The 23,903-nt window shown below is 69.8% G+C and carries 23 protein-coding genes and 1 other RNA gene; 14 read left to right on the top strand and 10 right to left on the bottom strand.

The window, feature by feature from the left end; all coding sequences use genetic code 11:
* Positions 1 to 4: 4 nt before the first annotated feature.
* The 3 genes from RZE79_RS03860 to RZE79_RS03870 all read right to left on the bottom strand — a co-directional run bounded on the left by RZE79_RS03860 (position 5) and on the right by RZE79_RS03870 (position 2,498).
* Positions 5 to 1,666, bottom strand: a complete 1,662-nt coding sequence (locus RZE79_RS03860; protein WP_319359095.1) for an ABC transporter substrate-binding protein — start codon at positions 1,664 to 1,666, stop codon at positions 5 to 7.
* Between the two features lie 203 nt (positions 1,667 to 1,869).
* On the bottom strand, positions 1,870 to 2,112 hold the full coding sequence (locus tag RZE79_RS03865) for a hypothetical protein (protein WP_101488631.1): 243 nt from the start codon (positions 2,110 to 2,112) through the stop codon (positions 1,870 to 1,872).
* Between the two features lie 47 nt (positions 2,113 to 2,159).
* The gene (locus tag RZE79_RS03870; RefSeq protein ID WP_319359096.1) at positions 2,160 to 2,498 is read right to left on the bottom strand and encodes a Rieske 2Fe-2S domain-containing protein; all 339 of its coding nucleotides are present in this window, start codon (positions 2,496 to 2,498) and stop codon (positions 2,160 to 2,162) included.
* A gap of 174 nt (positions 2,499 to 2,672) precedes the next feature.
* On the opposite strand from RZE79_RS03870, the gene RZE79_RS03875 reads away from it, so the two are divergent.
* From RZE79_RS03875 to htpX, 7 genes are all read left to right on the top strand, one after another.
* Positions 2,673 to 2,885, top strand: coding sequence for a DUF2892 domain-containing protein (locus RZE79_RS03875; protein WP_319359097.1), 213 nt, complete (start codon positions 2,673 to 2,675; stop codon positions 2,883 to 2,885).
* Between the two features lie 3 nt (positions 2,886 to 2,888).
* A complete protein-coding gene (locus tag RZE79_RS03880) occupies positions 2,889 to 3,410 on the top strand; it encodes a sigma-70 family RNA polymerase sigma factor (RefSeq protein ID WP_319359098.1) in 522 nt (173 codons plus the stop codon).
* A gap of 35 nt (positions 3,411 to 3,445) precedes the next feature.
* Positions 3,446 to 4,477: a dihydroorotase gene (pyrC, locus tag RZE79_RS03885; RefSeq protein WP_319359099.1), complete on the top strand. Its 1,032-nt coding sequence runs from the start codon at positions 3,446 to 3,448 to the stop codon at positions 4,475 to 4,477.
* Positions 4,474 to 5,298: an NYN domain-containing protein gene (locus tag RZE79_RS03890; RefSeq protein WP_319359100.1), complete on the top strand. Its 825-nt coding sequence runs from the start codon at positions 4,474 to 4,476 to the stop codon at positions 5,296 to 5,298. Before pyrC ends, RZE79_RS03890 begins: the two co-directional genes overlap by 4 nt.
* Complete coding sequence (locus tag RZE79_RS03895; RefSeq protein WP_319359101.1) at positions 5,274 to 6,071, top strand: DUF3025 domain-containing protein; 798 nt, start codon at positions 5,274 to 5,276, stop codon at positions 6,069 to 6,071. The genes RZE79_RS03890 and RZE79_RS03895 overlap by 25 nt, the downstream gene beginning before the upstream one ends.
* A gap of 92 nt (positions 6,072 to 6,163) precedes the next feature.
* Positions 6,164 to 8,479, top strand: coding sequence for an IgaA/UmoB family intracellular growth attenuator (locus tag RZE79_RS03900; RefSeq protein WP_319359102.1), 2,316 nt, complete (start codon positions 6,164 to 6,166; stop codon positions 8,477 to 8,479).
* A gap of 159 nt (positions 8,480 to 8,638) precedes the next feature.
* The gene (htpX, locus tag RZE79_RS03905; protein WP_101488641.1) at positions 8,639 to 9,511 is read left to right on the top strand and encodes a protease HtpX; all 873 of its coding nucleotides are present in this window, start codon (positions 8,639 to 8,641) and stop codon (positions 9,509 to 9,511) included.
* A 90-nt stretch (positions 9,512 to 9,601) separates the two neighbouring features.
* Here the strand turns inward: htpX and RZE79_RS03910 are convergent, their stop codons facing one another.
* The 6 genes from RZE79_RS03910 to hmpA all read right to left on the bottom strand — a co-directional run bounded on the left by RZE79_RS03910 (position 9,602) and on the right by hmpA (position 15,773).
* Complete coding sequence (locus tag RZE79_RS03910) at positions 9,602 to 10,612, bottom strand: ProQ/FINO family protein (protein ID WP_319359103.1); 1,011 nt, start codon at positions 10,610 to 10,612, stop codon at positions 9,602 to 9,604.
* 64 nt (positions 10,613 to 10,676) lie between these two features.
* The gene (locus tag RZE79_RS03915; RefSeq protein ID WP_319359104.1) at positions 10,677 to 11,306 is read right to left on the bottom strand and encodes a flavin reductase family protein; all 630 of its coding nucleotides are present in this window, start codon (positions 11,304 to 11,306) and stop codon (positions 10,677 to 10,679) included.
* A gap of 5 nt (positions 11,307 to 11,311) precedes the next feature.
* Complete coding sequence (locus RZE79_RS03920) at positions 11,312 to 11,860, bottom strand: VUT family protein (protein ID WP_319359105.1); 549 nt, start codon at positions 11,858 to 11,860, stop codon at positions 11,312 to 11,314.
* Positions 11,861 to 11,868: 8 nt separating this feature from the next.
* On the bottom strand, positions 11,869 to 13,494 hold the full coding sequence (locus RZE79_RS03925) for an NAD(P)/FAD-dependent oxidoreductase (RefSeq protein ID WP_319359106.1): 1,626 nt from the start codon (positions 13,492 to 13,494) through the stop codon (positions 11,869 to 11,871).
* A 73-nt stretch (positions 13,495 to 13,567) separates the two neighbouring features.
* On the bottom strand, positions 13,568 to 14,488 hold the full coding sequence (gene cysK / locus RZE79_RS03930) for a cysteine synthase A (protein WP_319359107.1): 921 nt from the start codon (positions 14,486 to 14,488) through the stop codon (positions 13,568 to 13,570).
* Positions 14,489 to 14,588: 100 nt separating this feature from the next.
* On the bottom strand, positions 14,589 to 15,773 hold the full coding sequence (gene hmpA / locus RZE79_RS03935) for an NO-inducible flavohemoprotein (RefSeq protein WP_319359108.1): 1,185 nt from the start codon (positions 15,771 to 15,773) through the stop codon (positions 14,589 to 14,591).
* 135 nt (positions 15,774 to 15,908) lie between these two features.
* Between hmpA and norR the strand changes: the two genes are divergently transcribed.
* From norR to RZE79_RS03970, 7 genes are all read left to right on the top strand, one after another.
* Positions 15,909 to 17,477 (top strand): nitric oxide reductase transcriptional regulator NorR, encoded by a 1,569-nt coding sequence (gene norR / locus RZE79_RS03940; RefSeq protein ID WP_319359109.1) that lies wholly within the window; start codon positions 15,909 to 15,911, stop codon positions 17,475 to 17,477.
* A gap of 53 nt (positions 17,478 to 17,530) precedes the next feature.
* Positions 17,531 to 17,899: RNase P RNA component class A (gene rnpB, locus RZE79_RS03945), an RNA gene on the top strand.
* Positions 17,900 to 18,064: 165 nt separating this feature from the next.
* Positions 18,065 to 18,508, top strand: a complete 444-nt coding sequence (locus RZE79_RS03950; protein WP_319361083.1) for a MarR family transcriptional regulator — start codon at positions 18,065 to 18,067, stop codon at positions 18,506 to 18,508.
* Positions 18,509 to 20,617: an FUSC family protein gene (locus RZE79_RS03955; RefSeq protein ID WP_319359110.1), complete on the top strand. Its 2,109-nt coding sequence runs from the start codon at positions 18,509 to 18,511 to the stop codon at positions 20,615 to 20,617. It abuts the gene before it with no gap.
* Positions 20,614 to 20,820 carry a DUF1656 domain-containing protein gene (locus RZE79_RS03960; protein WP_319359111.1) on the top strand — a complete coding sequence of 69 codons (207 nt, stop codon included), beginning with the start codon at positions 20,614 to 20,616 and terminating at the stop codon, positions 20,818 to 20,820. The genes RZE79_RS03955 and RZE79_RS03960 overlap by 4 nt, the downstream gene beginning before the upstream one ends.
* A gap of 37 nt (positions 20,821 to 20,857) precedes the next feature.
* Positions 20,858 to 21,781, top strand: a complete 924-nt coding sequence (locus RZE79_RS03965) for an HlyD family secretion protein (protein WP_319359112.1) — start codon at positions 20,858 to 20,860, stop codon at positions 21,779 to 21,781.
* A 5-nt stretch (positions 21,782 to 21,786) separates the two neighbouring features.
* Positions 21,787 to 23,259, top strand: a complete 1,473-nt coding sequence (locus RZE79_RS03970; protein ID WP_319359113.1) for a TolC family protein — start codon at positions 21,787 to 21,789, stop codon at positions 23,257 to 23,259.
* A gap of 30 nt (positions 23,260 to 23,289) precedes the next feature.
* Here RZE79_RS03970 and RZE79_RS03975 read toward each other — a convergent pair whose 3' ends face one another.
* Entirely contained in the window at positions 23,290 to 23,856 is a 567-nt protein-coding gene (locus RZE79_RS03975) for a hypothetical protein (protein ID WP_319359114.1), read from the bottom strand.
* Positions 23,857 to 23,903: the final 47 nt, after the last annotated feature.

The raw sequence follows: 23,903 nt of genomic DNA on the forward strand, positions 1-23,903 counted from the left end.
ACGCTCAGTCCATCGTCATGGTCGCGATGTCGATGAACCAGCTCTTGGGCTGCACCACGTTCTTCACCTTGGCCGACATGGCGCGCGGGCCCACGTCGTGCGCGATCCACACGAAGGGGGCGTCGTCCACGATGTGGGTGTGCAACTTGGCCAGCGCGGTGTCGCGCGCCTTGTCGTCGAAGCTGGTGCGCGCATCGGCCACCAGCTTGTCGACCTCGGCGTTGCCGTAGTAGCCCCAGTTGTTCGACACCGGCGGGAAGGCCTTGGTGCTCACGAAGCGCACCATCGCGAAGAACGGGTCCATCGCCGCGAAGCTGATGTTGACCGCGCTGGCGCCGTTGGCCGACGGGTCCTTCGCGCCCTTGCGCCAGTTGGTGAAGAGCGTGTTCCATTCGATCACGTCGAACTGCACGTCGAAGAAGCACTGCTTGAGCGACTGCTGCGCAAACTCGTTCATCGGCAGCGGCTGCATCTGGCCCGAGCCCGAGGCCGAGATCTGCACCTTCACCTTGATCGGCTTGGCGGCCGAGTAGCCGGCCTGCGTCATGAGCGCCTGCGCGGCCTTCACGTCGTAGCGGATGTCGAAGCCAGGCTTGCCGAACCACGGGTGGCCCGGCGGTACCGTGCCCTTGGGCTCGGCCATCATGCCGCCCAGCAGCTGCTTCATGCCGCCGCGGTCGATGCACAGGTTGGCGGCCTGGCGCACGCGCTTGTCGAGCCAGGGCGAGCCTTCTGCGAACGACAGCTGCCACGGCCACACATGCGGCTGTGCGTTCGAATAGACCTTGAAGCCGCGTTGCGTGATCTGCGCCATGGCGTCGGGGGCGGGCGCCTCGATCCAGTCGACCTGCCCGCCCAGCAGCGCGGCGGTGCGCGCGTTGGCTTCGGGCATGGGGATCATCACGACCTTGTCGATCTTCGGCGTGCGTTTGGCGTCCCAGTAGGCCTTGTTGGCGGCCAGTTCCAGCCGCTCGCGCGCCACGAAGCGCGTGACCTTGAACGGGCCCGAGCCGGCGGGGTCGGCGGCGAAGGCGGTCCAGGCGGCCTTGGCCTTGTCGGCGGGCGTGGCGCCGGCTGCGGCATCGAACTTCTTCTGCCACTGCGCGGGCGAAGCCATGAACAGGTTCGTGAGGTTGATCGGCAGGAAGGCATCGGGCTCGCCGGTGGTGAGCTCGACCGTCATGTCGTCGATCTTGCGGGCCGACTTGAGCGTGGGCATGCGCGAGGCCGTGACGCCGACCTGGCTGGCGTCGAACTGCGGCGCCTCCTTGTCGAGCACCTTCTGCACGTTCCACACCACGGCATCGGCGTTGAAGGCCGAGCCGTCGTGGAACTTGACGCCGGGGCGCAGCTTGAAGACCCACTTGGTCTTGTCCTTCGCATCGACCGCCCACGCGGTGGCGACGCCGGGAATCAGCACGCTGGGCGCATCGGCCTTCGACAGGTCCCACTGCGTGAGCGCGTCGTAGATCGGGATGCCGGTGAAGCGGTTGCCCTCGAAGCCCTGGTCGGGCTGGCCGAGGGTGCGCGGAATGTCGGCCGCGGTCATGGCGATGCGCAGCGTCTTTTCCTGGGCCAGCGCGGCGGGCGCGGCGAAGACCAGGGTGGCGAGCGCCGCGCAGGCGGCCAGGGGTTTCAGGGACAGGGCGGGGGCAGCACGCTTCACATGGAACTCCGGTGGGTGGGGGTGACGGAAAGGACGAAAACCCCTCAAGCACGACATGTGCCAGCCGACGGATATCCCCTGGCCGACTCAGGCGATCTCGCGCCGTGCGCAACGCAGGCGCACCTCGACTCCCATGTCCGCGATCGGCGGCCGCGCGAGGTGCCAGTCAGGCCGGGAGTCGTGCGGCCGGCGGAAGCCGAGGCTCAGTCGCAGCGGTAGACGACTTCCCCGGCCGGCACGCCCTCTGCCGCCACTTCCGACAGCGTGCTGCTCAAAAAGCGCATCGGCGCGCCGAAGTTGCGGCAGTAGTTCTCGGCGTCCTGCGCGGTGGGTGACTTGAACACGCCGTCGGCCAGGAAGGTGACGCGCGGCGCGGGCCGCGAGACGCAGCCCGCGACGATGAGCAGGGCCGGAACGAGGACGGAGAAAGCAGCGAATCGGCGCATGGGGCAGGGCGGAAAGAAGAGGTCGCGACTGTAGCGGCTCGAAGGCTTCAGTCGGCCAGCCACACGCTGCCGTCCGGCGCTTCGCGCAACGCCAGCGGCGTGAGGCGCGCGCCGCGGCAGGGGCCGCCGACGCAGCGCCCGGTGTCGGGCTCGAAGATCGCCCCGTGCCGCGCACACATCAGGTAGCGGCCCGAGCTTTCGAGGATCTGCCCTTCGAAATCGAGCGGGCCGCCCGCGTGCGGGCACTGGTTCAGGTAGCCGTGCACGGCGCCCTGCCAGCGCACCGCGAAGGCCGGTGCGCCGCCGGGCGCGGTGAACAGGGCCGCAAGGCCGCCGTCGGCGAGTTCGGTGGCAATGGGCTGGGCGGTAGGGGTGGGCGCGGTCATGGGAGCGAGCCTACCAAGGTCTGCCGGCGGGCTGCGCGGATGGGCGTCGCCGCGAGCGCATGAAAAAATCCTGACTTTCCGCGAACCGTTTCGGCGGGTGACCGCCTCTTTCCATGCGGGAGGGGCGTTCTGTTCCCCCGCATTCACCTACGTCACGGATCGAAGGAAACCACCATGCTCTACGTCAAGAATGTCCCCGGCTGGGAACGCGCCCTGCGCATCGCCATGGGCCTCGCCGGCCTCGCCTTCGCCGCCATGAACTGGCCGGCGGACGCTCTGGCCGTCGCGGTCGGCCTCATGGGCGCGATGCTGGCCCTCACCGGGCTGGTCGGTTTCTGCCCGATGTGCGCGATGCTCGGGCGCAGGCTCGACAAAGAAGGACGCTGACCCATGGCTGCCGCCACCATCGACCGCACCTGCCTGATCCTGGCCGCGCAGACCGGCGACCCCGTCGCCATCGAGGGCCTGCTCGCCGCCTGCCAGACCGACGCGCGCCGCTACGCCCGCCGGCACTGCCAGGCCAGCGACGTGGACGACGCCGTGCAGGAGTCGCTGCTGGTGGTCGCGCGCCGGGTGCGCGGGCTGCAGGCGGCCGCGGCGTTCTCGTCGTGGCTGTTCACCGTCATCCGGCGCGAATGCCTGCGCCTGCAGCGCGCGATGTTCCGCCACGACCCGCTCGACGACGACGTGATCGAACGCCAGCTCGCGGCCCGCAGCGACGACGCGCTGCGCATCGACTTGGCCAACGCGCTCGAATCGCTGCCGGCGCACTACCGCGAGGTCGTGCTGCTGCGCGACTTCGAGGAACTGACCATCGCGGAGATCGCCGAGCGCTTCAACGAGCCGCCGGGTGCCGTCAAGAGCCGGCTGCGCCGGGCGCGCCTGCTGGTGCGCGAGTACCTGCTGGGGTAGGTCTGCCGCGGGGGGCGATGCGACAATTGCGGGCCATGACAGACACCCTCACGATCACCCGCCCAGACGACTGGCACCTGCACGTGCGCGATGGCGCCGCCCTTGAAGCCGTCGTGCCCCACAGCGCCCGCCAGTTCGGCCGCGCGCTGATCATGCCGAACCTGCGTCCGCCCGTGACCACCGCCGCACAGGCCGTGGCCTACCGCGACCGCATCCGCGCCGCCGTGCCCGCGGGCACGTCCTTCGAGCCCGTGATGTCGCTCTACCTGACCGACAAGCTGCCGCCCGAAGAAATCGCCCTCGCCGCCGAAGCCGGCGTGCGCGCGCTCAAGCTCTACCCGGCCGGCGCCACCACCAACAGCGATGCCGGCGTGACCGACATCCGCAAGACCTACAAGACGCTCGAAGCCATGCAGAAGCACGGCCTGCTGCTGCTGGTGCACGGTGAAGTGACCGACCCGGCGATCGACCTGTTCGACCGCGAAGCCGTGTTCGTCGACCGCGTGATGATTCCGCTGCGCCGCGACTTCCCCGAGCTGAAGGTGGTGTTCGAGCACCTGACCACGAAGGAAGGCGCCCACTACGTGCGCGACGCCGACCGCTTCACGGCTGCCACCATCACGGCGCACCACCTGCTGTACAACCGCAACGCCATCTTCACCGGCGGCATCCGCCCGCACTACTACTGCCTGCCCGTGCTCAAGCGCGAGACGCACCGCGTCGCACTGGTCGAGGCCGCCACCAGCGGCAGCGACCGCTTCTTCCTGGGCACCGACAGTGCGCCGCACCCCGCGCATCTGAAGGAGCACGCACTGGGCTGCGCCGGCTGCTACACCGCGCTCACCGCCATCGAGCTGTACGCCGAGGCCTTCGACAGCGTGAACGCACTCGACAAGCTCGAGGGCTTCGCCAGCTTCCACGGCCCCGACTTCTACGACCTGCCGCGCCACACCGACACCATCACGCTGAAGCGCGAAACCTGGACGGTGCCCGAGACCGTGCCCTACGGCGAAGCCACGCTCAAGCCGCTGCGCGGCGGCGAGACCGTGAACTGGAAGCTCGCATGACGCCGGCAGCGCCCCTGTCGTCGCTGTGCATCATGTTGCTCATCGACGCCGACAACGTCTCGGCCGACGTGATCGAGCAGGCCGTGCAGCGCACGATGGAAGACTTCGGCGCCATCCACGTGCGCCGTGCCTACTGCAACGCCGAGATGGCCGTGAACCGCCAGGCGCTGTTCAAGCGGCTGTCGGTGCGTCCGATGGTGAACCTGTCGGCCGGCAAGAACAGCACCGACATCGCGCTGGCCGTCGATGCCATCGACCTCGTGATCGCCGAGCGGCCCGACGTGGTGGTGCTGGTGTCGTCCGATTCCGACTTTGCGCCGCTCGTCATTCGCCTGCGCGAAAAAGGCTGCCGTGTCTGTGGCATCGGCCAGCAGGGCAAGACCGGCGAAGAGACCGTTGGCGTCTACGACAGCTTCATCGACATCCCGCACCACGGCGTGAAGCCGGCCGTGCGCACCGCGCCGGCCAAGAAGACGACAGCCGCCGCGAAGAAGACGCCGGCCGCCAAGACGGCCCCCGCGAAGAAGGTGGCCGCCAAGACCGCGCGCAAGACGGCGGCAAAGACCGCCAAGCCTGCCGCGCCCCCCCCACCGCCGCCGGTGCCTCAAATCTCCGAAGCGGCCGAGTTCATCCTGCAGGCCATGCCCGCGCTGCGCCGCGGCACCGACGTGCCGCTCAACGACGTGGCCAAGGCCCTGCGCACCGCCGGCCTGCTCAGCAAGAGCGGCAGCTCGCTCAAGCTGTTCGACAAGCTCACGGCCGAGTTCGCGGTGATGCAACACCCCGACCGCATCCGATGGACGGGGGCGCCCGCGCCTTGAGTCCGGCCCTGCCGGCGGTCGCGGCCATCGCGTGGGCCGCACCCTGGCTGGCTCCGTACCGCGACCCCGGCGAAGCCGTGGCGCAGGCTGTCGCGCAGGGCGGCACCGTCGCCGCCGCGCTGCAGGCGGCCAAGCCACCCGCAGTGCCCGGCTTCGTCACGCAGAACGCGCTACCCGAAGGCCAAGCCTACGAGGCCCACATCTTCCGCACGCGCACCGTGCCCACGCGCGACAACCTGCACGACTTCTTCAACGGCCTCGTCTGGCTGGCCTTTCCCGAAACCAAGCGCCGGCTCAACGAACTGCAGGCCGCCGAAATCGCACGCGCCGGCGTCGGCGCCACGCGCGGGCCGCTGCGAGATGCGCTCACGCTCTTCGACGAGAACGGCGCTGTGCTCGATGCACCGCCTGCGCTGTGGGAGGCGCTGGTCGCGCGTGACTGGCAGACGCTGTTCGTCACGCAGCGCAGCCTGTGGCATGAGGCGCGCCTGCTGCTCTTCGGCCATGCGCTGCTCGAAAAACTGGTGACGCCGCGCAAGCCGATCACCGCGCATGTGCTGCTGACGCACCGCGCGACGGGCTCCACCGCCTTCGACGATGCGGCGATGGCGAGAAATATCGATGCGAAACAGCTCGAAGCGAAGCCTTTCGTTCCTATTCCGGTGCTCGGCGTGCCCGGCTGGTGCGTCGAAAATACATCGGCTTCGTTCTATGCCGACCCGCAGGTCTTTCGACCCTTGCCGGGCGCGTTGTCAGAGCTGAAGTCGCGCTAGCGTTCACGGGCCCGGGAGGGGCCTTTGCCAAGCGCGCGCATCGCACGCCACGCGTGCGTCATACGTCATATGCCAAGGGAGAGGCCAAAAAGATGGACACCATCATCATCGTGCTCAAGGTCGGGCTGATTCTTTACGGGATCTACAGTTTCATCGTCTACATGTCGCGCCGCTCCGACAACCGGAGTGCCCTGAAAGACTTCCGCAATGCACCGGTGCTGCGCCGCATCACCGACGAAGAAAAATCGGCGCTGCAGCCCTTTCTCATGGGGCAGAAGCTCACGGTCGACGACAACGTACGCGAACTCAGCGGCGCCTTCCTGCGCCATGGGCTGTCGACGCAGGGCTCGTCCACGGAGCACGACACCATCGGCGACGTCGATGTGCTGCTGCCCTACGACGCCATCGACTACATCGAGCCGCACAACCAGGCGCTGGTGGTGCTGGCCGGAAAGTCCGCCGTCGTGATCCGCCTGAACGGCTTCGACCTGTTCGAAGGCCGGCAGCGCGCGCAGCGCCAGCAGGCGCAGGACCAGCAGTGGAAGCGCGGCGAGATCGGTGCGCTCCCGTCGCTGGATGAAGTCGGCGCAGACACCGGCGCGGCCGTGCCCGAAGCCGTGGCCGCATCCGTTGCGACCGACCCGAACGCGCGCTACCAACGCGGCGAGGTCGACATCCTGAGCCAGCGCACCGAAACGCCCGAGGAGGTCGCAAGCCGCATGGGGCGCGGCGGCTGGGCCTCGGCGTTCGCGTGGCTGCTTGCCTTCGTGCTGTTGTGGATCGCCACCTGGGACGCCACGCAAGCGGTGAGCGTCTACCTGATGGGCGCAGGCGGGCTCGCGGGCCTGTGGGCCGCGTGGCTGTTCGTGCGCACGCCGCCGGCAACGGCGCCTGCGCGGCAACCGCAGCCGGTGAACCGCGTGCGCGGCATGCTCAACCAGATCGCGGTGGTCAACGCCGGCAACGCGTCGGTCCAGAGCGTGGGCCTCTTCATCGGCGACAAGCTGAGCCTGGTGCTGCCTTCGCATTGGCGCACGACGGCGTTGGTCCCCTACGGCGAGGTGATCGAAGCCGAGCTGCGCACCAGCGACTTCAGCGCCGTGAGCTTCGGCGACAAGTGGGCGGTGGCCGACGAATGGCGGCGTTTCCGGCCCGCGTACTGGGGCCGGCACCTGCTGCACCTGGTCGTCGGCCTGCTCGCCATCGGTGCGGTCGTGCTGTCGGCACCCGACCCGCGCGGCGAGGCCGCGCTCGCTGCGCAATGGCTGACGAGCGGCGGCGCCACGACTGCTTATGGCGATGCCGCACAGTTCGCTGACAAGCCGCCCGGCTGGGGAAGCCGCGCGCGCATGGAGGGCCAAGGCCGGTGCGAGATCGACATGAGCGGCCGTGCCGAAGCGCACACCACCAGCGGCGTGCCGGTCATCGATTGCACGTCCGTGCGCTGGAACGGCACCGCACCCGTCGTCCCTTCTCTGGACATCCCGCCCAGCGTGCTGGCGCTCGGCGAGCCCGGCTTCCTTCGCACGACCGAGAACCACGCGATGGCCAGCCTGATCGCAATGCTGCGCATGCAGCAGATGGGCGGACAGGCCTCCGACCCGCTCGCGGCCTACCGTGCGCGCGAGAGCGTGCCGCTGACCGTGCGCGGCTTCGACCGCGCGGTGGCGATGATCGACGCCGCCTGCAAGGACGCCGCCGGCCTGTCGCCCGCCGCCTGCGAGCGCCTGCAGCGCGAGCTCGTGCGCGCCATCGACGCCACGGTCGACAAGGACGGCGTCGACACGCCGGTGAACACCTGGCAGGCGCTGGCCACGAGCGCAGCAGCAGGCCAGGAGAACGCCGACCTCATCCTGTCGCGCCAGCAGCTGGCGTCCGTGCAGCGTGCGCTGGCACAAGCGGTCGACAGCGTGGTGGCCGCGAAGATCGAGGCCGCGCGTCCTGCCATCGTGCCCGCGCAGGGCGGCGTGCTGCTGGCGTCTTCCATGCGCATCGACAACGCGCCGGTGCAGCAGCCCGGCGAAGGCAGCGACGATGTGCCGGGCGCGACCGCGGGCGCGGCCGATGTCGCTGAAGACGACACCGACAGCTCGCTGCTCGGCCGCTGGACCCGCCTGCAGCGCAACGCCACGGCCGAAGGCCTGAAGCCCTTCACCCTCGAAGGCCTCGTCACCGCCAGCGGCAAGGACGCCGCCGGCACGCCGTGGGTGCGCATCGACCCAAGCCTCGATGCTTCGCGCATGACCGCAGCGGGCGCGCACGTGCTGTGGTGGCTGTTCGCCGCAGGGCTGGTGCTGGTCAACGGCGTGCTGTTTGCGCTGCGCTGGACGCAGGACAGCCGCCGCCGCGCCCGGCTCGACGCCGACATCGCCACCCGTCCGGCACCGGGCACCAGCGGGCTTTTCTGACAGGCCTTGACTCCGGCGGGGAATATCGGGGCGCCAGAACTTTTGCTCCTATCATGGCTCCACCGGAAGCAACACCGAGGGCCTCCGCGCCGCGCGCGGCTTGAAGAGGGCCCCGGGGCCCTTATCTAGGTGGCAGATTTCCCCCACGGAGAATTCAACTTGAAACGTATCCTTCTGTTTGTCCTGACCAACGTGATGGTCGTCGCGGTGCTCGGCGTGGTCGCCAGCCTGCTCGGCGTCAACCGCTTCCTCACGGCCAACGGGCTCAACCTCACGGCGCTGCTCGGTTTCGCGCTGATCATGGGCTTCGGCGGCGCGATCATCTCGCTGCTCATCAGCAAGCCCATGGCCAAGTGGACCGCCGGCCTGCGCATGATCGACAACCCCCAGTCGCCCGACGAGGCCTGGATCGTCGGCACCGTGCGCAAGTTCGCCGACAAGGCCGGCATCGGCATGCCCGAGGTCGGCATCTTCGAAGGCGAGCCCAATGCCTTTGCCACCGGCGCGTTCAAGAACTCGTCGCTCGTGGCCGTGTCCACCGGCCTGCTGCAGGGCATGACGCGCGAAGAGGTCGAGGCCGTCATCGGCCACGAAGTCGCGCACATCGCCAACGGCGACATGGTCACCATGACGCTGATCCAGGGCGTGATGAACACCTTCGTCGTGTTCCTCTCGCGCGTGATCGGCTATGCGGTCGACAGCTTCCTTCGCCGCGGCGACGACCGCTCGTCGGGCCCCGGCATCGGCTACTACGTGAGCACCATCGTGCTGGACATCGTGCTCGGCTTCGCCGCCGCGATCGTGGTGGCCTGGTTCTCGCGCCAGCGCGAGTTTCGCGCCGACGCCGGCGCCGCCGCACTCATGGGCAACCGCCAGCCGATGATGAACGCGCTCGCGCGCCTGGGTGGCCTGCCGGCCGGCGAACTGCCAAAGGCCGTCGAAGCCATGGGCATCACGGGCGCCATGGGCAAGCTGTTTGCCACGCACCCGCCGATCGAAGAGCGCATTGCCGCGCTGCAGAACGCGCGCTGAGCCAACTGCCAGGGACGGCCAACGCCGTCGCCATGAAAAAAGCCGCCACAGTGATGTGGCGGCTTTTTTCGTTGGGACGGGCGCGTGGCGTCAGTCCGCGGCAGGTGCTGCGGGTGCGGCCGGGGCGGCTTCTGCTTCGGGCGCAGCAGCCTGCACGTCGGTCGCTTCCGCTTCCGGTGCTGCTGCGGCAGCCGCTGCGGCGGTCTCTGCCGCAGCCGCGGCCCGCTTCTGATCGTCGCGCACGCGCTGCAGCGTGCGCGTCACGTCGGCGGGCTTCATGCCGTACATGTCGGCGAATTCCTGTTCGCTGCGGCCGCTGGCTTCGAAGGCGCGCAGCAGGGCTTCGCGCTTGGCGGCCTGCTGGGCGAGTTCGGCCAGGGCTTCGTCGACGATGGCGTTGTTGTTGGCGTCGCGCGAGCGCACCAGCACGGCATACGCTTCGTGGTCGAGGCCCGAGGCTTCGATGGCCTTGGCGATGCGCGTCACCAGCTGCGGACGCAGGTCTTCGCCGGGGTTGCGGTGCGAGCGGCGGCGGTGCAGCTCGAGGATGGCGTGGTGCACGTGCTCGGGCGCGACCGGGTCGAGCGCGTTGCCGTCGAGGTCATGGCGCGCATGGCCGGCGGCCACGCTCTCCAGGTAGCGCGTGGAGCGCGCATGCTGGCCCATCGCGACCTTCAGGTCTTCGGCCTTGAAGTCTTCGGGATGGCGCGCGATCAGCTCTTCGTACACGCCAAGCTTGAGCGGCACGAAGCGCGCGCCGAAGAGCTGCGGGTACAGCTCGAACAGGCGCTCGAGCACGGGGTTGACCTTGCGCGGTGCGCGCTGGGCTTCCGCCGGTTGTTGCTGTGGCTGGGCACCGCGCGGCTTGCGCCCCTGCTGCGGCTGCTGCTGCCCGTGCGGGCGCTGCTGCTTCGCCCGCGGCGGGCGTTGTTGTTGTTGCTGCTGCTGTGGCTCGGAAGCGGGCTGCGCGCCCGACGCGTCAGCGCCTGCGTCGGGGCCCACGCCGGTCTTCAGCTGTTGCAGCTGGTCGGCCAGGTCCTGGCGCGGGCGCCGTGCGTTGCGCGCGTTCGTGTTCGGGGCGGCGGTGGATGCGTCGGTCATACGTGGGATCGGCGGTGGGCGCGATGGGATGGAAAGAGGAACAACAGAAAGCCGGTGACCGCGTTCAACGGGGCCGGAACATCCTGAACATATTGTCGGCGCTGATCTCGAAATAATCGGCCGGACCGCCGCCGCGCAGGATGGGCTGCGCCGCTGCGGTGTCGTAGATGCCGTTCTTGAGCAGGTGGCGCGCGATGTGCACGCCCACCACTTCGCCGAGCACGAGCCAGGTCTGCACCGGCACGCCATCGACGCCTTCGAGCTGGATCAATTGCGTGAGACGGCATTCGAAGGACACGGGGCTCTCGGCCACGCGCGGCGCGGCGATCTGATTCGACGCCACCGGCGTGAGGCCCGCGAGCTCGAACTCGTTCACTTCGGGCGGCACGGCCGCGCACGACTGGTTCATCCGCTCGGCCAGCGGGCGCGTGGCGAGGTTCCAGCCGAACTCGCGGGTCTGGCGGATGTTGTGCAGGCTGTCCTTCGCGCCGATGCTCGCGAAGCCGACGATCGGCGGCGTGTAGTTGAAGGCGTTGAAAAAACTGTAGGGCGCGAGGTTGAGCGCACCGTTCTCGTCCTGCGACGAGATCCAGCCGATGGGGCGCGGGCCGACCATCGCATTGAACGGATCGTGCGGCAGGCCGTGGCCCTTGTCGGGCTCGTAGTAGTGGAAATCGTCGTTGCTGGACATCATGGCCTTCAATGGCTCAGGGCCGAGGTGCGCGCGGCCGTGCGGCCGATCAGCAGCCGGAACGGCAGCAGCATCAGCACGCCGACGCCGAGCTTCACGCCCAGGTCGCCGAGCGCCCAGGTGAGCCAGGGGCCGTCGGTGCCTGCGAAGGCGATGCCCCAGAAGACGATGCTGTCGAGCACGGCCGCGATCACCGTGGCCACGAGCGGCGCGCGCCACCAGAGGCCGCGGCGCAGGCGGTCGAACACGCGGATGTCGAGCAACTGCGAGGCGATGAAGGCCAGGCCCGAAGCGGCGGCGATGCGCGCCGGTGCGAGCAGCAGCGACACCGCCACGGCCACCGCGAAGCCGACCCACGCCACGCGCCGCGCCATGCCGGGGCCGAAGCGCCGGTTGACGAGGTCGCTCACGAGGTAGGCCACCGGGTACGTGAAGGCGCCCCAGGTGAGCCAGTCGTTGATCGCGAACTGCACGAGGATGTTGGACGCGAGCACCACGGCGGCCATCGCCAGCGTGGCGACGACCAGTTGGCCGGTGGTGGGGCGCTGGAAGTTCATCATCAAACTCAAACCGCCGTGCCGAGCGCGCTGCGCGCCACGGCCTCGGCCACCTTGATGCCGTCCACGCCGGCCGACAGGATGCCGCCCGCGTAGCTCGCGCCTTCGCCGGCCGGGTAGAGGCCGCGCACGTTGAGGCTCTGGAAGTCGTCGCCGCGCGTGATGCGGATCGGCGACGAGGTGCGCGTTTCCACGCCGGTGAGCACGGCGTCGTGCGTGTCGAAGCCCTTGATCTTGCGACCGAAGGCCGGAAAGGCCTCGCGCATCGCTTCGATGGCGTAGGCGGGCAGGGCCTGGTGCAGGTCGGTCGGCGTCACGCCGGGCTTGTACGACGGGATGATGCTGCCGAGTGCGGTCGACGGCTTGCCGGCGATGAAGTCGCCCACCAGCTGGCCGGGCGCGTGGTAGTTGCTGCCGCCGAGCACGTAGGCGTTGCTTTCGAGCTGGCGCTGCAGCGCGATGCCTGCGAGCGCGTCGCCCGGGAAGTCCTTCGGGTCGATGCCCACCACGATGCCCGCGTTGGCGTTGCGTTCGTTGCGCGAGTACTGGCTCATGCCGTTGGTGACCACGCGGCCCGGCTCGCTGGTGGCCGCGACCACGGTGCCGCCGGGGCACATGCAGAAGCTGTAGACCGAGCGGCCGTTGCTCGCGTGGTGCACCAGCTTGTAGTCGGCCGCGCCGAGGAGCGGATGGCCCGCATGGCGACCCCAGCGGGCGCGGTCGATCAGGCCCTGCGGGTGCTCCACGCGGAAGCCGATCGAGAAAGGCTTGGCCTCGATGTACACGCCGCGCGCATGCAGCATCTCGAAGGTGTCGCGCGAGCTGTGGCCCAGCGCCATCACGACGTGGTCGGCGCGAAGCTCGCTGCTCTGGCCCGTCGTCTGGTCGAGCACCGTGAGGCCGCGCAGGTGGCCATCGTCGATGTGCACGTCGGTCACGCGCTGCTCGAAGCGGATCTCGCCGCCGAGCGCGACGATCTGCTCGCGGATGTTCTCCACCACCTTCACCAGCTTGAAAGTGCCGATGTGCGGGTGCGCGACGTACAGGATTTCGGGTGGCGCGCCGGCCTTCACGAACTCTTCCATCACCTTGCGGCCGAGGAAGCGCGGGTCCTTGATCTGGCTGTAGAGCTTGCCGTCCGAGAAGGTGCCGGCGCCGCCTTCGCCGAACTGCACGTTCGACTCGGGGTTGAGCACGCTCTTGCGCCACAGGCCCCAGGTGTCGCGGGTGCGTTGGCGCACGGTCTTGCCGCGTTCGAGCACGATGGGCTTGAAGCCCATCTTCGCGAGCATCAGCGCCGCGAAGATGCCGCAGGGGCCGAAACCGATGACCACGGGGCGCGGCGCATCGGCGGGCGCATGGCCCGGCGGCGTGTAGCGCATGTCGGGCGCGGGCTGGATGTGCGGGTGGCTGGCGTGCCTGGCCAGCAGCGTGGCTTCGAGCGCGGCGTCGGCCAGCTGCACGTCGCAGATATAGACCGTGAGCAGGTCGACCTTGCGGGCGTCGAAGCTGCGCTTGTAGACGGTGTGGGAGGCGATCGCTTCAGTCGGAACGTCGAGCGTTCGGGCGATCTGGGTGACCAGCGCGTCAGGCGCGTGGTCGAGCGGGAGTTTGAGTTCGGAGATTCGCAGCATGTCGTGGGGCTTGTGGTTATCAAGCAGGCCGACGATTTTAAGCGCCCGTGGCGCTATGAAACTTGTAGCTGCGTCAAGCGGGCAGGAAGCCTTCTACGGAGAGGTAGCGCTCGCCCGTGTCGTAGTTGAAGCCCAGCACCACCGCATCGGGTGCCAGCGAGGGCAGCTTCTGCGCAATGGCCGCGAGCGTCGCGCCCGACGAGATGCCGACCAGGATGCCTTCCTCGACCGCGCAGCGGCGCGCCATTTCGCGCGCCGGTTCGGCGTCGACCTGCAGCACGCCGTCGAGCAGCGAGGTGTCGAGGTTCTTCGGAATGAAGCCCGCGCCGATGCCCTGGATGGGGTGGGGCGCCGGCGCGCCGCCCGAGATCACGGGCGAGGCCACCGGCTCCACCGCGAACACCTGCAGCTTGGGCCACTTCTTCTTGAGCACCCGCGCCACGCCTGTGATGTGGCCGCCCGTGCCCACGCCGGTGATGAGCACGTCGATGCCCTCGGGAAAGTCGGCCGCGATCTCCTCGGCCGTGGTGCGCACGTGCACGTCGACGTTCGCGGGGTTGTTGAACTGCTGCGGCATCCACGCGCCGGGCGTGCCGGCCACGATTTCCTCGGCGCGGGCGATGGAGGCCTTCATGCCGCCGGCGCGCGGCGTGAGGTCGAAGGTGGCGCCGTAGGCCAGCATGAGGCGGCGGCGCTCGATGGACATGCTGTCGGGCATCACCAGGATCAGCTTGTAGCCCTTGACGGCCGCGACCATCGCCAGGCCGATGCCGGTGTTGCCCGAGGTCGGCTCGACGATCGTGCCGCCGGGTTTCAGCGCACCGCTCTTCTCCGCGTCTTCGACCATCGCGAGCGCGATGCGGTCCTTGATCGAACCGCCGGGGTTGGCGCGCTCCGACTTGATCCAGACCTGCTGCTTCGCGGTACCGAACAGGCGGTTGATGCGGATGTGCGGCGTGTTGCCGATGGTCTGGAGGATGTTCTGGGCCTTCATGGAATCTCCTTGGATCAATGCGTTTGTCGGACGGACAGCGCGCATTGTGAGACCAGCCCGCGACCGTTTCAGCGCGAGGGTGTTGCGGGTTTTCCTGTGCTCAGGCTTCCAGCGCCTCCAGCGGCCCGAAGAACTCGTAGCGAAGCTGCTGCTTCGGCACGCCGAGCGCCAGCCCGTTGGCATACACCGCCTTCATGAAAGGCTTCGGCCCGAGAAAGTACAGGTCGACGTCGCGGTCTTCTGGCAACACCCCGGCCAGCAGCTCGCGGGTGACGAAACCGGTCGCGTGCGGCGTGTCGGTGTCGCGCGGCGCGTCGTAGACATACAGCGGCTTCACGTTCGCATGCCGCTGCGCGAGCGCGTCGACGCGGGCGCGGAACGCATGCGCACCGCCGTGCCGCGCCGCGTGGACGAAGTGCACCGGCCGGCCCGTGTGCGCCATCGATTCAAGCATGCTCATCGCGGGCGTGATGCCCACGCCGCCCGTCACCAGCACCAGCGGGCGCGCCTGCTCGCCCGCGGGCTGCAGCACGAAGTCGCCGCACGGTGCCTGCACCTGCAGATGCGTGCCGACCACGGCAGCCTCGTGCAGCCAGTTCGAGGCGCGGCCACCTTCTTCCTTCTTCACGCTGATGCGGTACCACGGCTTGCCGGGCGCGTCGGACAGCGAGTAGTTGCGCCGCACCGGCTGGCCGTCGATCTCCAGCACCAGCGTGAGGTACTGCCCCGGCGAGAAGGCCAGCAGCGCGCCGCCGTCCACGGGCTCCAGGTAGAACGAGGTGATGACCTCGCTCTCGTCTTCGCGCCGCGCCACGCGGAACGCGCGCGTGCCGCGCCACCCGCCGGGTTGCGTCGCGTTGGCGCTGTAGACGGCTTCTTCCGCGGCGATGAGCAGGCCCGCGAGCGATTCGTAGGCCTCGCCCCACGCCGCAATCACTTCATCGGTCGCGGCATCGCCGAGCACCTCTTTCACGGCGCGCAGCAGGTAGTGGCCGACGATCGGGTAGTGCTCGGGCAGCACGCCCAGCGCTGCGTGCTTCTGGATGATGCGGGGCAGGGCGCCGGCGATCTCGTCCAGCCTGTCGATGTGCGCGCCATAGGCGATGACCGCACCCGCCAGCGCGCGCGCCTGCGTGCCGGCGGCCTGGTGCGCTTCGTTGAAGAAGGCCTTCACCTGCGGATGGCCCTCGAACATGATCTTGTAGAAGTGGCTGGTGATGGCCTCGCCGTGGGCCTTCAGCGCGGGCACGGTGGACTTGACGATGGCGATGGTTTGCGGGTTCATGGTCTGGCGCTTCCTCTGTTGAGATGCCTTTGTCTTCTCACGATCCGTGCCAGTCGGAAGGCCGCTGCAAGTGCTTGACGCCATTGGGGATTTATCGGGCGTGGTCAAATTAACAACAAATCCAGCGTTGTACATATGACCGCAAACCGTGTCGATTCGACCACCGAGCCCGAACCGGAGGCCGCCCGCTACCGCTCGCTGCTCGCCGCCGCGCGCGGATTGGTCCGTTGCGACGCCGCCGCACTGCTGCAGCTCGACGTCGACGTGCTGAAGCCCGTCGCGGTCGACGGCCTGAGCGATGAAACCCTCGGGCGCCAGTTTCCCGTCGCCGCCCATCCGCGTTTTGCGCGCCTGCTCGCCAGCGAACGCGGCCTGCGTTTCGCGCACGACAGCAACCTGCCCGACCCGTACGACGGCCTCGTCGCCGGCCAGCCGGGCATCCTGCCGGTGCACGATTGCATGGGCGCGCCGCTGCGCCTGCGCGGCACCCTCTGGGGCCTGCTCACGCTCGATGCGCTGGAGCCGCACGCCTTCGATGCCGTGAGCCCGGCGCAGATGGAGGCGTTGGTCGCCCTCGTCGAAACCGGCATCGAGGCCGCCCACACGATCCGCGAGATGCAGGCGCGCGCGATGCGCGAGCAGGCCGTCGCACAGGCCCTGCGCGCAGGTCGCGGCGCGCCCCGCGAGCTGCTGGGCGGCAGCCCGGCGATGAAGCAGCTGTGCGACGAGATCGACACCGTCGCCGTGTCCGACCTGACGGTGCTGCTGCTCGGCGAAACCGGCGTCGGCAAGGACCTGGTCGCGCAACGCCTGCATGCGCGCTCTCGCCGCAGCGAGCAGCCGCTGGTGCAGGTCAACTGCGCGGCGCTGCCCGAGACGCTGGCCGACAGCGAACTCTTCGGCCACAAGCGCGGCGCGTTCACCGGCGCCGTGCAGGACCGCGACGGCAAGTTCGAGATCGCCGACGGCGGCACGCTCTTTCTCGACGAGGTCGGCGAACTGCCGCTGAGCGTGCAGGCCAAGTTGCTGCGCGTGCTGCAGAGCGGCGAGGTGCAGCGGCCCGGCAGCGACCGCATGCGCAAGGTCGACGTGCGCGTGATCGCGGCCACCAACCGCGACCTGCCCGCAGCGATTGCGCAGGGCCGGTTTCGCGCCGACCTGTACCACCGGCTGTCGGTCTATCCGCTCGTCGTCGCGCCGCTGCGCGAACGCGGGCGCGACGTGCTCGTGCTCGCCGGCAGCTTTCTCGAGGAGAACCAGCATCGGCTGGGCGCGCGCAACCTGCGGCTCTCGCCGGCGTCGAAGGCCGCCCTGCTGGCGCACGGCTGGCCGGGCAATGTGCGAGAGCTCGAGCATGTGATCAGCCGTGCGTCGCTGCGGGCATTCAGGGAACAGCCGCGGGGTTCGCGCTGGACGGCCATCGAACCGCACCATCTGGCATTGGAGACCGCCGCCTCGACAGCGCCCGTGGCGGCGCCTGCGCAGGCCAGGGCGAGCGAACCCGCAGCGCTTGCCACCGCGGGCGGCACGCTGCGCGAAGCGACCGAAGCCTTCCAGCGCGCCTGGCTTTCGGACGTCCTCGCCCGCCACGGCGGCCGCGTGGCCAGCGCCGCGCGCGAAGCCGGCATGGACCGCAGCAACTTCCACCGGGCGCTGCGCAAACTGGGCCTGCTGCAGGCCGGCGACCACGAGGCGCCGGGCTGACGATCGCGGCATCGCCCGAAGGGTCATCGCGCGCCGGGCGATAATCGCGCCGTGAAGCACGCCAGACCGCCGCTGGTGCAAGCCCGAAAGGGACGACGCTCTGCCTTCGGGCAACAGCATCGGGTCGAAAGATCGCACTGGAGGAACGTCCGGACTGCACAGGACAGCGCAGGAGTTAACGACTCTCCACCGTGAGGTGAGGATCAGAGCAACAGAGACGAGCCGATTAAGTTCGGGTGAAACGGGCAATCTCTGCGCGCAGCAACACCAAGTAGGCCAGTATCGAGGTGGTTCCGCTGAGCTGGCGGGTAGGTGGCATCGAGCCGTTTGGCGACAAACGGCCCAGAGTAATGGCGGTCACGCCGGAATCTTCGCAAGAGGGTTCCGGTGCACAGAATCCGGCTTATCGGCGAGCTTCACACTTTTCTTCTTTCCCCTTTTGTTTTTCCCGGTCGCCGGCGCCCCAGGCGGGCGCGCGCGTGGCCGCTGCACGGATTGGTAGTTACCCGTATAATAGATAGCAAGCTAACTAATTGCTATCCGACGTGACCGACCACAACCACTCCCAGACCCGCGAGCACGCGCTCATGCACCTTGGCATGTCGTTCTCCACGCTGCAGCGCGCCTACCGCGCCGCGGCCGACAAGGCGGTGGCCCACGTCGGCGTGTCGCAGACGCTGGCCTGGCCGATCGTGATGATCGGCCGCATGGGCGACGGCATGCGCCAGGGCATGCTGGCCTCGGTGCTGGGCATCGAGGGGCCGTCGCTGGTTCGCTCGGTCGATCAGCTGGTCGAGGCGGGCCTCGTGCAGCGCATGGAAGATCCGGCCGACCGCCGCGCCAAGACGCTGCACCTCACGCCCGCGGGCGTGACCGCGTGCGCCACCCTCGAGGCCGCGTTGAGCCAGATGCGCAACACGCTGTTCGAAGGCATCGCCGACGACGACATCGCCGCGTGCCTGCGCGTCTTCGGCACGCTCGAGGAGCGGCTCGGCCGCAACGCGCTGGCCGCGCAGGAAGGCCGCAGGTAGATGACTGCGCTGCGCCTGCCGCGCTTCACCCGCGCGGAAGTCCTGTTCTCCGTCAAGAGCTTCGCCGCCGCGATGCTCGCGATGTACCTGGCGAGCCGCGCCGGCCTGCCGCGCCCCTTCTGGGCCTTGATGACGACCTACGTCGTCGCCCACCCGCTGGCCGGCGCCGTGCGCTCCAAGGCGGTGTTCCGCTTCGTCGGCACGCTGATCGGCAGCACGGCGACGGTGCTGCTCGTGCCCGCGCTGTCCAACGCGCCCGAACTGCTCACGCTCGTGCTCGCGCTGTGGGTGGGCCTGTGCCTGTACATCTCGCTGCTCGACCGCACGCCGCGCTCGTACGTCTTCATGCTCGCGGGCTACACGGCGGCGCTGATCGGCTTTCCGTCGGTGCAGACGCCGCTCGTGCTGTTCGACACGGCCGTGGCGCGCGTGGAAGAAATCGGCTTGGGCATCTTCTGCGCCACGCTGGTCCACAGCCTCGTGCTGCCCACGGGGCTGGCGCCCACCGTGCTGGGCCTGCTCGACCGCACGTTGAAAGACGCGCGCCAATGGATCGGCGACCTGTTCCAGCCGGGCGACCGCAGCGCCCCCACGAACGCCGCCCCCCAGCGCCTGGACGACGACCGCCGCCGCCTCGCGGGCGACATCACGCAGCTGCGCCTGCTCTCGACCCACGTGCCCTTCGACACCACGCACCTGCGCTGGACCGCCGGCGCAATCCGCGCCATGCAGGACCGCGTGGCGGCGCTCACGCCCGCGCTGTCGGCCGTCGAAGACCGGCTGCAGGCGCTGGCGCAGGCCGAAGGCCGCCTCGCGGCTGACGTCACCGCCGTGCTGGCGCTGGCCGCGCAATGGCTGCGCGACGAAAGCGACCTGGCCATCGACGCGTCGGCCCGCCTGCAGGCGCTGCGCCAGGCGATCGGCGCGTTGGGCACCGCGCAAGACGCAGCGCTCACACCGTGGGCCCGCGCGCTGCGCATCGGCCTCGCGGGCCGGCTCGAAGAACTGGTCGACGGCTGGACCGCCTGCGCGCAGTTGCGCCGCGACATCGACGAAGGCCTGAAGGGCGGCGCGCCGCTGCGCCGCACGGCCGCGCTCGGCCAGCGCGCGATGCACCGCGACCACGGCATGGCGCTGCTGTCGGCGCTCGCCGCCGTCATTGCCATCTGCGTGTGCGGCGCGTTCTGGATCCTCACGGGCTGGACCATGGGCTCGGCCGCCACCATGATGGCCGCCGTCTTCTGCTGCTTCTTCGCCACCATGGACGACCCCGTGCCCGCGATGCACGGCTTTCTGAAGTGGACGCTGTGGTCCATTCCGATCTCGGCCGTCTACGTGCTCGTGCTCATGCCCACGGTGCAGGACTTCGGCATGCTCGCGCTGGTCTGCGCGCCGCTCTTTCTGCTGCTGGGCCTGTACCTGCCGCGCCCGACGCACTTCATGGCCGCGATGGCGCTGGTCTTCGGGGTGTCGGGCACGCTCGCACTGCACGACACCGCCAGCGCCGACCTCGTGAGCTTCATCAACGGCATGATCGGCCAGATCGTCGGCGTGGTGGTCGCCGCGCGCGTCACGCGGCTGGTGCGTTCGGTGGGCGCCGACTGGAGCGCACGCCGCATCCAGCGCGCCACCTGGCGCGAACTCGGCGACATGGCCGCGTCCGCCCAGCCGCAGTACGCGCAGAGCGACGCCTACGCCGTGCGCATGCTCGACCGCATCGGCCTGCTGGCGCCGCGCATCGCGCAGGCCGGCGGCACCGTCGAGGGCGTGGCCGCCAACGACGCGCTGCGCGACCTGCGCATGGGCGCCGACATCGCCGTGCTGCAGCGCGTGCGCGCCCAGCTGCCGATGGCCACGTCGGCCGCGCTGCTCGGCGGCATCGCGCGCTTCTTCCGGCAGCGCGGCGAAGGCCGCATGGCGCCGCGCCCGGCGGCATTGCTGCCGCAGATCGATGAAGCATTGGCCGCCGTGCTCGCTGCGCGCGACACCTCCACTGCGTCGCGCGCCGCCGTCACCGCACTGGTCGGCCTGCGCCGCAACCTGTTCCCCGATGCGCCGCCTTCGCTGGCGGGCGTGTCTTCTTCTTCACCGCAAGGAGCTTCCGCATGATCGGCGAAGCCAGTTTCTACGGGCTCTACGTGCCCTGGCTCATGCTGCTGGCCGCCGCCGCGCTGCTCGCCCTGTGGGGCGTGCGCCGGCTGCTCGCCGCCACCGGCCTGTACCGCTGGGTGTGGCACCCGGCGCTGTTCGACATGGCGCTGTACCTGCTGCTGCTGTACGGCCTGAGCCGGCTCACGGCACCCCTGCAATGACGCCTGCAATGACAACCCAAACGACACAGAGATTCCAATGAAAGCCAACCCCTTCGCAGACAACCCCCGGGCCCAGAGCCTGCTGCGCGTTCTTCTCACCGTGGCCGTGGTGGCCGCCGCCGTCTGGGCAGGCTTTCGCCTGTGGGACCACTACGAACTCGCGCCGTGGACGCGCGACGGCCGCGTGCGCGCCAACGTGGTCCAGATTGCGCCCGACGTCTCGGGCCTCGTCACCGCCGTGCCGGTGCACGACAACCAGGCCGTCGCCGCCGGCACGCTGCTGTTCGAAGTGGACCGCGCGCGCTACGACCTCGCCGTGCGCCAGGCGCAGGCCGCGCTCGCCGCGCAGCGCGCCGTGAGCGCCCAGGCCCAGCGCGAGAACGCGCGCAACACGGGGCTCGACGACCTGGTGTCGAAGGAGTCGCGCGAACAGACCCGCGCCCGCGTCGAGCAGGCACACGCTGCCGTCGCGCAGGCCGAGGTGGCGCTCGATTCGGCGCGCCTGAACCTGCAGCGCGCCGAAGTGCGCGCGCCGGCCGACGGCCTCGTCACCAACCTCGACCTGCGCCAGGGCAGCTACGCCGCGGCCGGCCACCCGGTGCTCGCGCTGGTCGATGCGCAGTCGTTCTACGTCGAGGGCTACTTCGAAGAAACCAAACTGCCGCGAATCCACCTGGGCGACCGCGTGCGCGTGACGCCGATGGGCGGCGGCGCGGTGCTCGAAGGCGCGGTCGACAGCGTGGCCGCCGGCATTGCCGACCGCGACCGCTCCACCAGCGCCAACCTGCTGCCCAGCGTGAACCCCACCTTCAACTGGGTGCGACTCGCGCAGCGCATCCCGGTGCGCGTGAAGCTCGACCCGCTGCCCGACGGCGCGCGCCTCGTGGCCGGCCAGACGGTGACTGTGCAGGTCCTCGAGCGCGACACGGCCCGGACCAACGCTGCACCGAAGAAGGGATAAACGCCATGACCCGCTTCGCCTTTCGCATGGCCTCGCTGGCCCTCGCGGCCGGACTCGCGGCCTGCGCGGCGGTCGGCCCCGACTACCAGCAGCCGCCCGAGGCACTGGCCAGCCAGCCCGCTGCCGCCAGGCCTTTCGCCGAAGCACCGGCGAACGCCGCGCCGCTGCCCGCGCACTGGTGGCGCCTGTACCACGATCCGCTGCTCGACCGGCTCGTCACCCAGGCGCTCGCGCACAACACCGACCTGCGTCAAGCCGTGGCCAACCTCGAGCGCGAACGCGCCATCGAAACCGAAGTGGCCGGCGCGAAGTACCCGACGATCGGCGTGAACGGCGGGCCGTCCTTCGGCCACGTCTCGGGCCTGTCGCTGCTGCAGAAGGGCTACGAGCCGCCGAACACCTTCAACTACAGCGCGGGTGCGTCGCTGTCGTACCAGGTCGACCTGTTCGGCCAGATCCGCCGCGCCATCGAGGCCTCGGCCGCCAACAGCCAGGCCGCCGAAGCCGCGCTCGACCTCGTGCGCGTGAACGTCGCGGCGGGCACCGCACGGGCCTACGCCGAGGCCTGCTCGGCGGGCCTGCGGCTGCAGATCGCGCAGAAGTCGGTCGCGCTGCAGCAAGACGCCGTGAACGTCACCGAGCGCCTGCAGCGCGCGGGCCGTGCCGGCGCCATCGATGCCGGCCGCGCACGTGCCCAGCTCGCGCAGCTCGATGCCGCGCTGCCGCCGCTGAAGGCCCAGCGCCAGGGCGCGCTCTACCGCCTGGCCACGCTCACCGGCGCGCTGCCGCAAGACTTTCCGCGCGAGGTGGCCGACTGCACCACGGCGCCGCGCGTGGCCGGCGCACTGCCAGTGGGCGACGGCGCCGCGCTGCTGCGCCGCCGCCCCGACATTCGCCAGGCCGAGCGCAGCCTCGCTGCATCGACCGCGCGCATCGGCGTGGCCACGGCCGATCTCTATCCGAAGGTGACGCTGGGCCTGTCAGGCTCGTCGGCCGGCCATGCCACCGGCTTCGGCCGCCAGGACACGCTGGCCTGGAGCGTCGGCCCGCTGATCTCGTGGACCGTGCCCAACACCGGCGCCGCGCTGGCCCGCATCGCGCAGGCCGAAGCCGGCACGCGCGCCGCGCTCGCGAAGTTCGACGGCACTGTGCTCACCGCGCTGCGCGAGACCGAGACCGCGCTCGGCACCTACGTCCGCGAGCTCGACCGCCGCGCCGCCTTGCAGGCCTCGCGCGACGAAAGCGCCAAGGTCGCGGCGCAGGCACGCCAGCTGTACCGCAACGGCCGCACCGCCTACCTCGACACGCTCGACGCCGAACGCGCGCTGGCCGGCGCCGACGCTGCATTGGCAGCCAGCGAGGCGCAGCTGGCCGACGACCAGGTTGTGTTGTTCATGGCGCTCGGCGGTGGCTGGGAGCCGGCCGATGACGTGGTCGCGCAAGGCGATCAAGGCAAGCCCGCCACGACCGTCCGCTGAGCGGCACGCGCTGCTCGCCTGCGACGACGCTCAGCGCGTGAACAGCCAGCCGCCTTTGGGCTGGCGCGTCAGCTCGTGGCGCTTGATGGCGCGCTCCTCGCCGTCGTCGCCCACGTAGACCACCTCGAAGCGCAGCAGCCGGGGCGACACCAGCTTCCAGTTCTGGATGCGCTGCACCGTCACGCAGGCGGTCTTGTCGTGGTACTGCATCTCGGCCATCGGCCCGCCCTGGAAGCCCGTGCCGTCGAACAGCCGGCCGGGCGCCGCGAACGGGTTCAGCACCGCGCCGTTGCGCGCCGTGATGCAGCCTTCGGTACGCAAGAAGGATTCGATGGTCGGCGATGCGCTTCCCACCACCTTGCCCACCGCGGGGCTCGGGGGCTTGCCGCCGACGGCCTCGCGGATGCGATCGACCTGCACCGCGGTAATCGGCGCGAGGCCGTCTTTCGAGACCACGGTGGGCTGGGTGGCCGTCGCTGCGGCCGGCGCGCCGATCGGCGCGTCGGGGAACAGCAGGGCGGTGAGGTAGCTGCAGCCCGCCAGCAATGTCAGCGGCAGGGTGCAGGCCAGGGTGCGGATCGGTGTGCCGAACTTCATGGTGCTGGAATCTCCCGTGTGCGGCGCGAGGCCGCTGTCGTCAAGGG

Source organism: Variovorax sp. EBFNA2 (genome assembly GCF_033802765.1).
Lineage (GTDB): Bacteria > Pseudomonadota > Gammaproteobacteria > Burkholderiales > Burkholderiaceae_C > Variovorax > Variovorax paradoxus_H.

Bases quoted from the DNA above. Each gene is read 5' to 3' on its own strand.
- pyrC (WP_319359099.1), top strand. From the start codon at position 3,446: ATGACAGACACCCTCACGATCACCCGCCCAGACGACTGGCACCTGCAC.
- RZE79_RS03870 (WP_319359096.1), bottom strand. From the start codon at position 2,498: ATGACCGCGCCCACCCCTACCGCCCAGCCCATTGCCACCGAACTCGCC.
- RZE79_RS03950 (WP_319361083.1), top strand. From the start codon at position 18,065: ATGCACCTTGGCATGTCGTTCTCCACGCTGCAGCGCGCCTACCGCGCC.
- RZE79_RS03900 (WP_319359102.1), top strand. From the start codon at position 6,164: ATGGACACCATCATCATCGTGCTCAAGGTCGGGCTGATTCTTTACGGG.
- RZE79_RS03920 (WP_319359105.1), bottom strand. From the start codon at position 11,860: ATGAACTTCCAGCGCCCCACCACCGGCCAACTGGTCGTCGCCACGCTG.
- norR (WP_319359109.1), top strand. From the start codon at position 15,909: ATGACCGCAAACCGTGTCGATTCGACCACCGAGCCCGAACCGGAGGCC.
- RZE79_RS03915 (WP_319359104.1), bottom strand. From the start codon at position 11,306: ATGATGTCCAGCAACGACGATTTCCACTACTACGAGCCCGACAAGGGC.
- RZE79_RS03875 (WP_319359097.1), top strand. From the start codon at position 2,673: ATGCTCTACGTCAAGAATGTCCCCGGCTGGGAACGCGCCCTGCGCATC.
- RZE79_RS03890 (WP_319359100.1), top strand. From the start codon at position 4,474: ATGACGCCGGCAGCGCCCCTGTCGTCGCTGTGCATCATGTTGCTCATC.
- RZE79_RS03970 (WP_319359113.1), top strand. From the start codon at position 21,787: ATGACCCGCTTCGCCTTTCGCATGGCCTCGCTGGCCCTCGCGGCCGGA.
- RZE79_RS03865 (WP_101488631.1), bottom strand. From the start codon at position 2,112: ATGCGCCGATTCGCTGCTTTCTCCGTCCTCGTTCCGGCCCTGCTCATC.
- RZE79_RS03910 (WP_319359103.1), bottom strand. From the start codon at position 10,612: ATGACCGACGCATCCACCGCCGCCCCGAACACGAACGCGCGCAACGCA.
- cysK (WP_319359107.1), bottom strand. From the start codon at position 14,488: ATGAAGGCCCAGAACATCCTCCAGACCATCGGCAACACGCCGCACATC.
- RZE79_RS03880 (WP_319359098.1), top strand. From the start codon at position 2,889: ATGGCTGCCGCCACCATCGACCGCACCTGCCTGATCCTGGCCGCGCAG.
- RZE79_RS03895 (WP_319359101.1), top strand. From the start codon at position 5,274: ATGGACGGGGGCGCCCGCGCCTTGAGTCCGGCCCTGCCGGCGGTCGCG.
- RZE79_RS03960 (WP_319359111.1), top strand. From the start codon at position 20,614: ATGATCGGCGAAGCCAGTTTCTACGGGCTCTACGTGCCCTGGCTCATG.
- RZE79_RS03975 (WP_319359114.1), bottom strand. From the start codon at position 23,856: ATGAAGTTCGGCACACCGATCCGCACCCTGGCCTGCACCCTGCCGCTG.
- RZE79_RS03955 (WP_319359110.1), top strand. From the start codon at position 18,509: ATGACTGCGCTGCGCCTGCCGCGCTTCACCCGCGCGGAAGTCCTGTTC.
- RZE79_RS03925 (WP_319359106.1), bottom strand. From the start codon at position 13,494: ATGCTGCGAATCTCCGAACTCAAACTCCCGCTCGACCACGCGCCTGAC.
- hmpA (WP_319359108.1), bottom strand. From the start codon at position 15,773: ATGAACCCGCAAACCATCGCCATCGTCAAGTCCACCGTGCCCGCGCTG.
- RZE79_RS03965 (WP_319359112.1), top strand. From the start codon at position 20,858: ATGAAAGCCAACCCCTTCGCAGACAACCCCCGGGCCCAGAGCCTGCTG.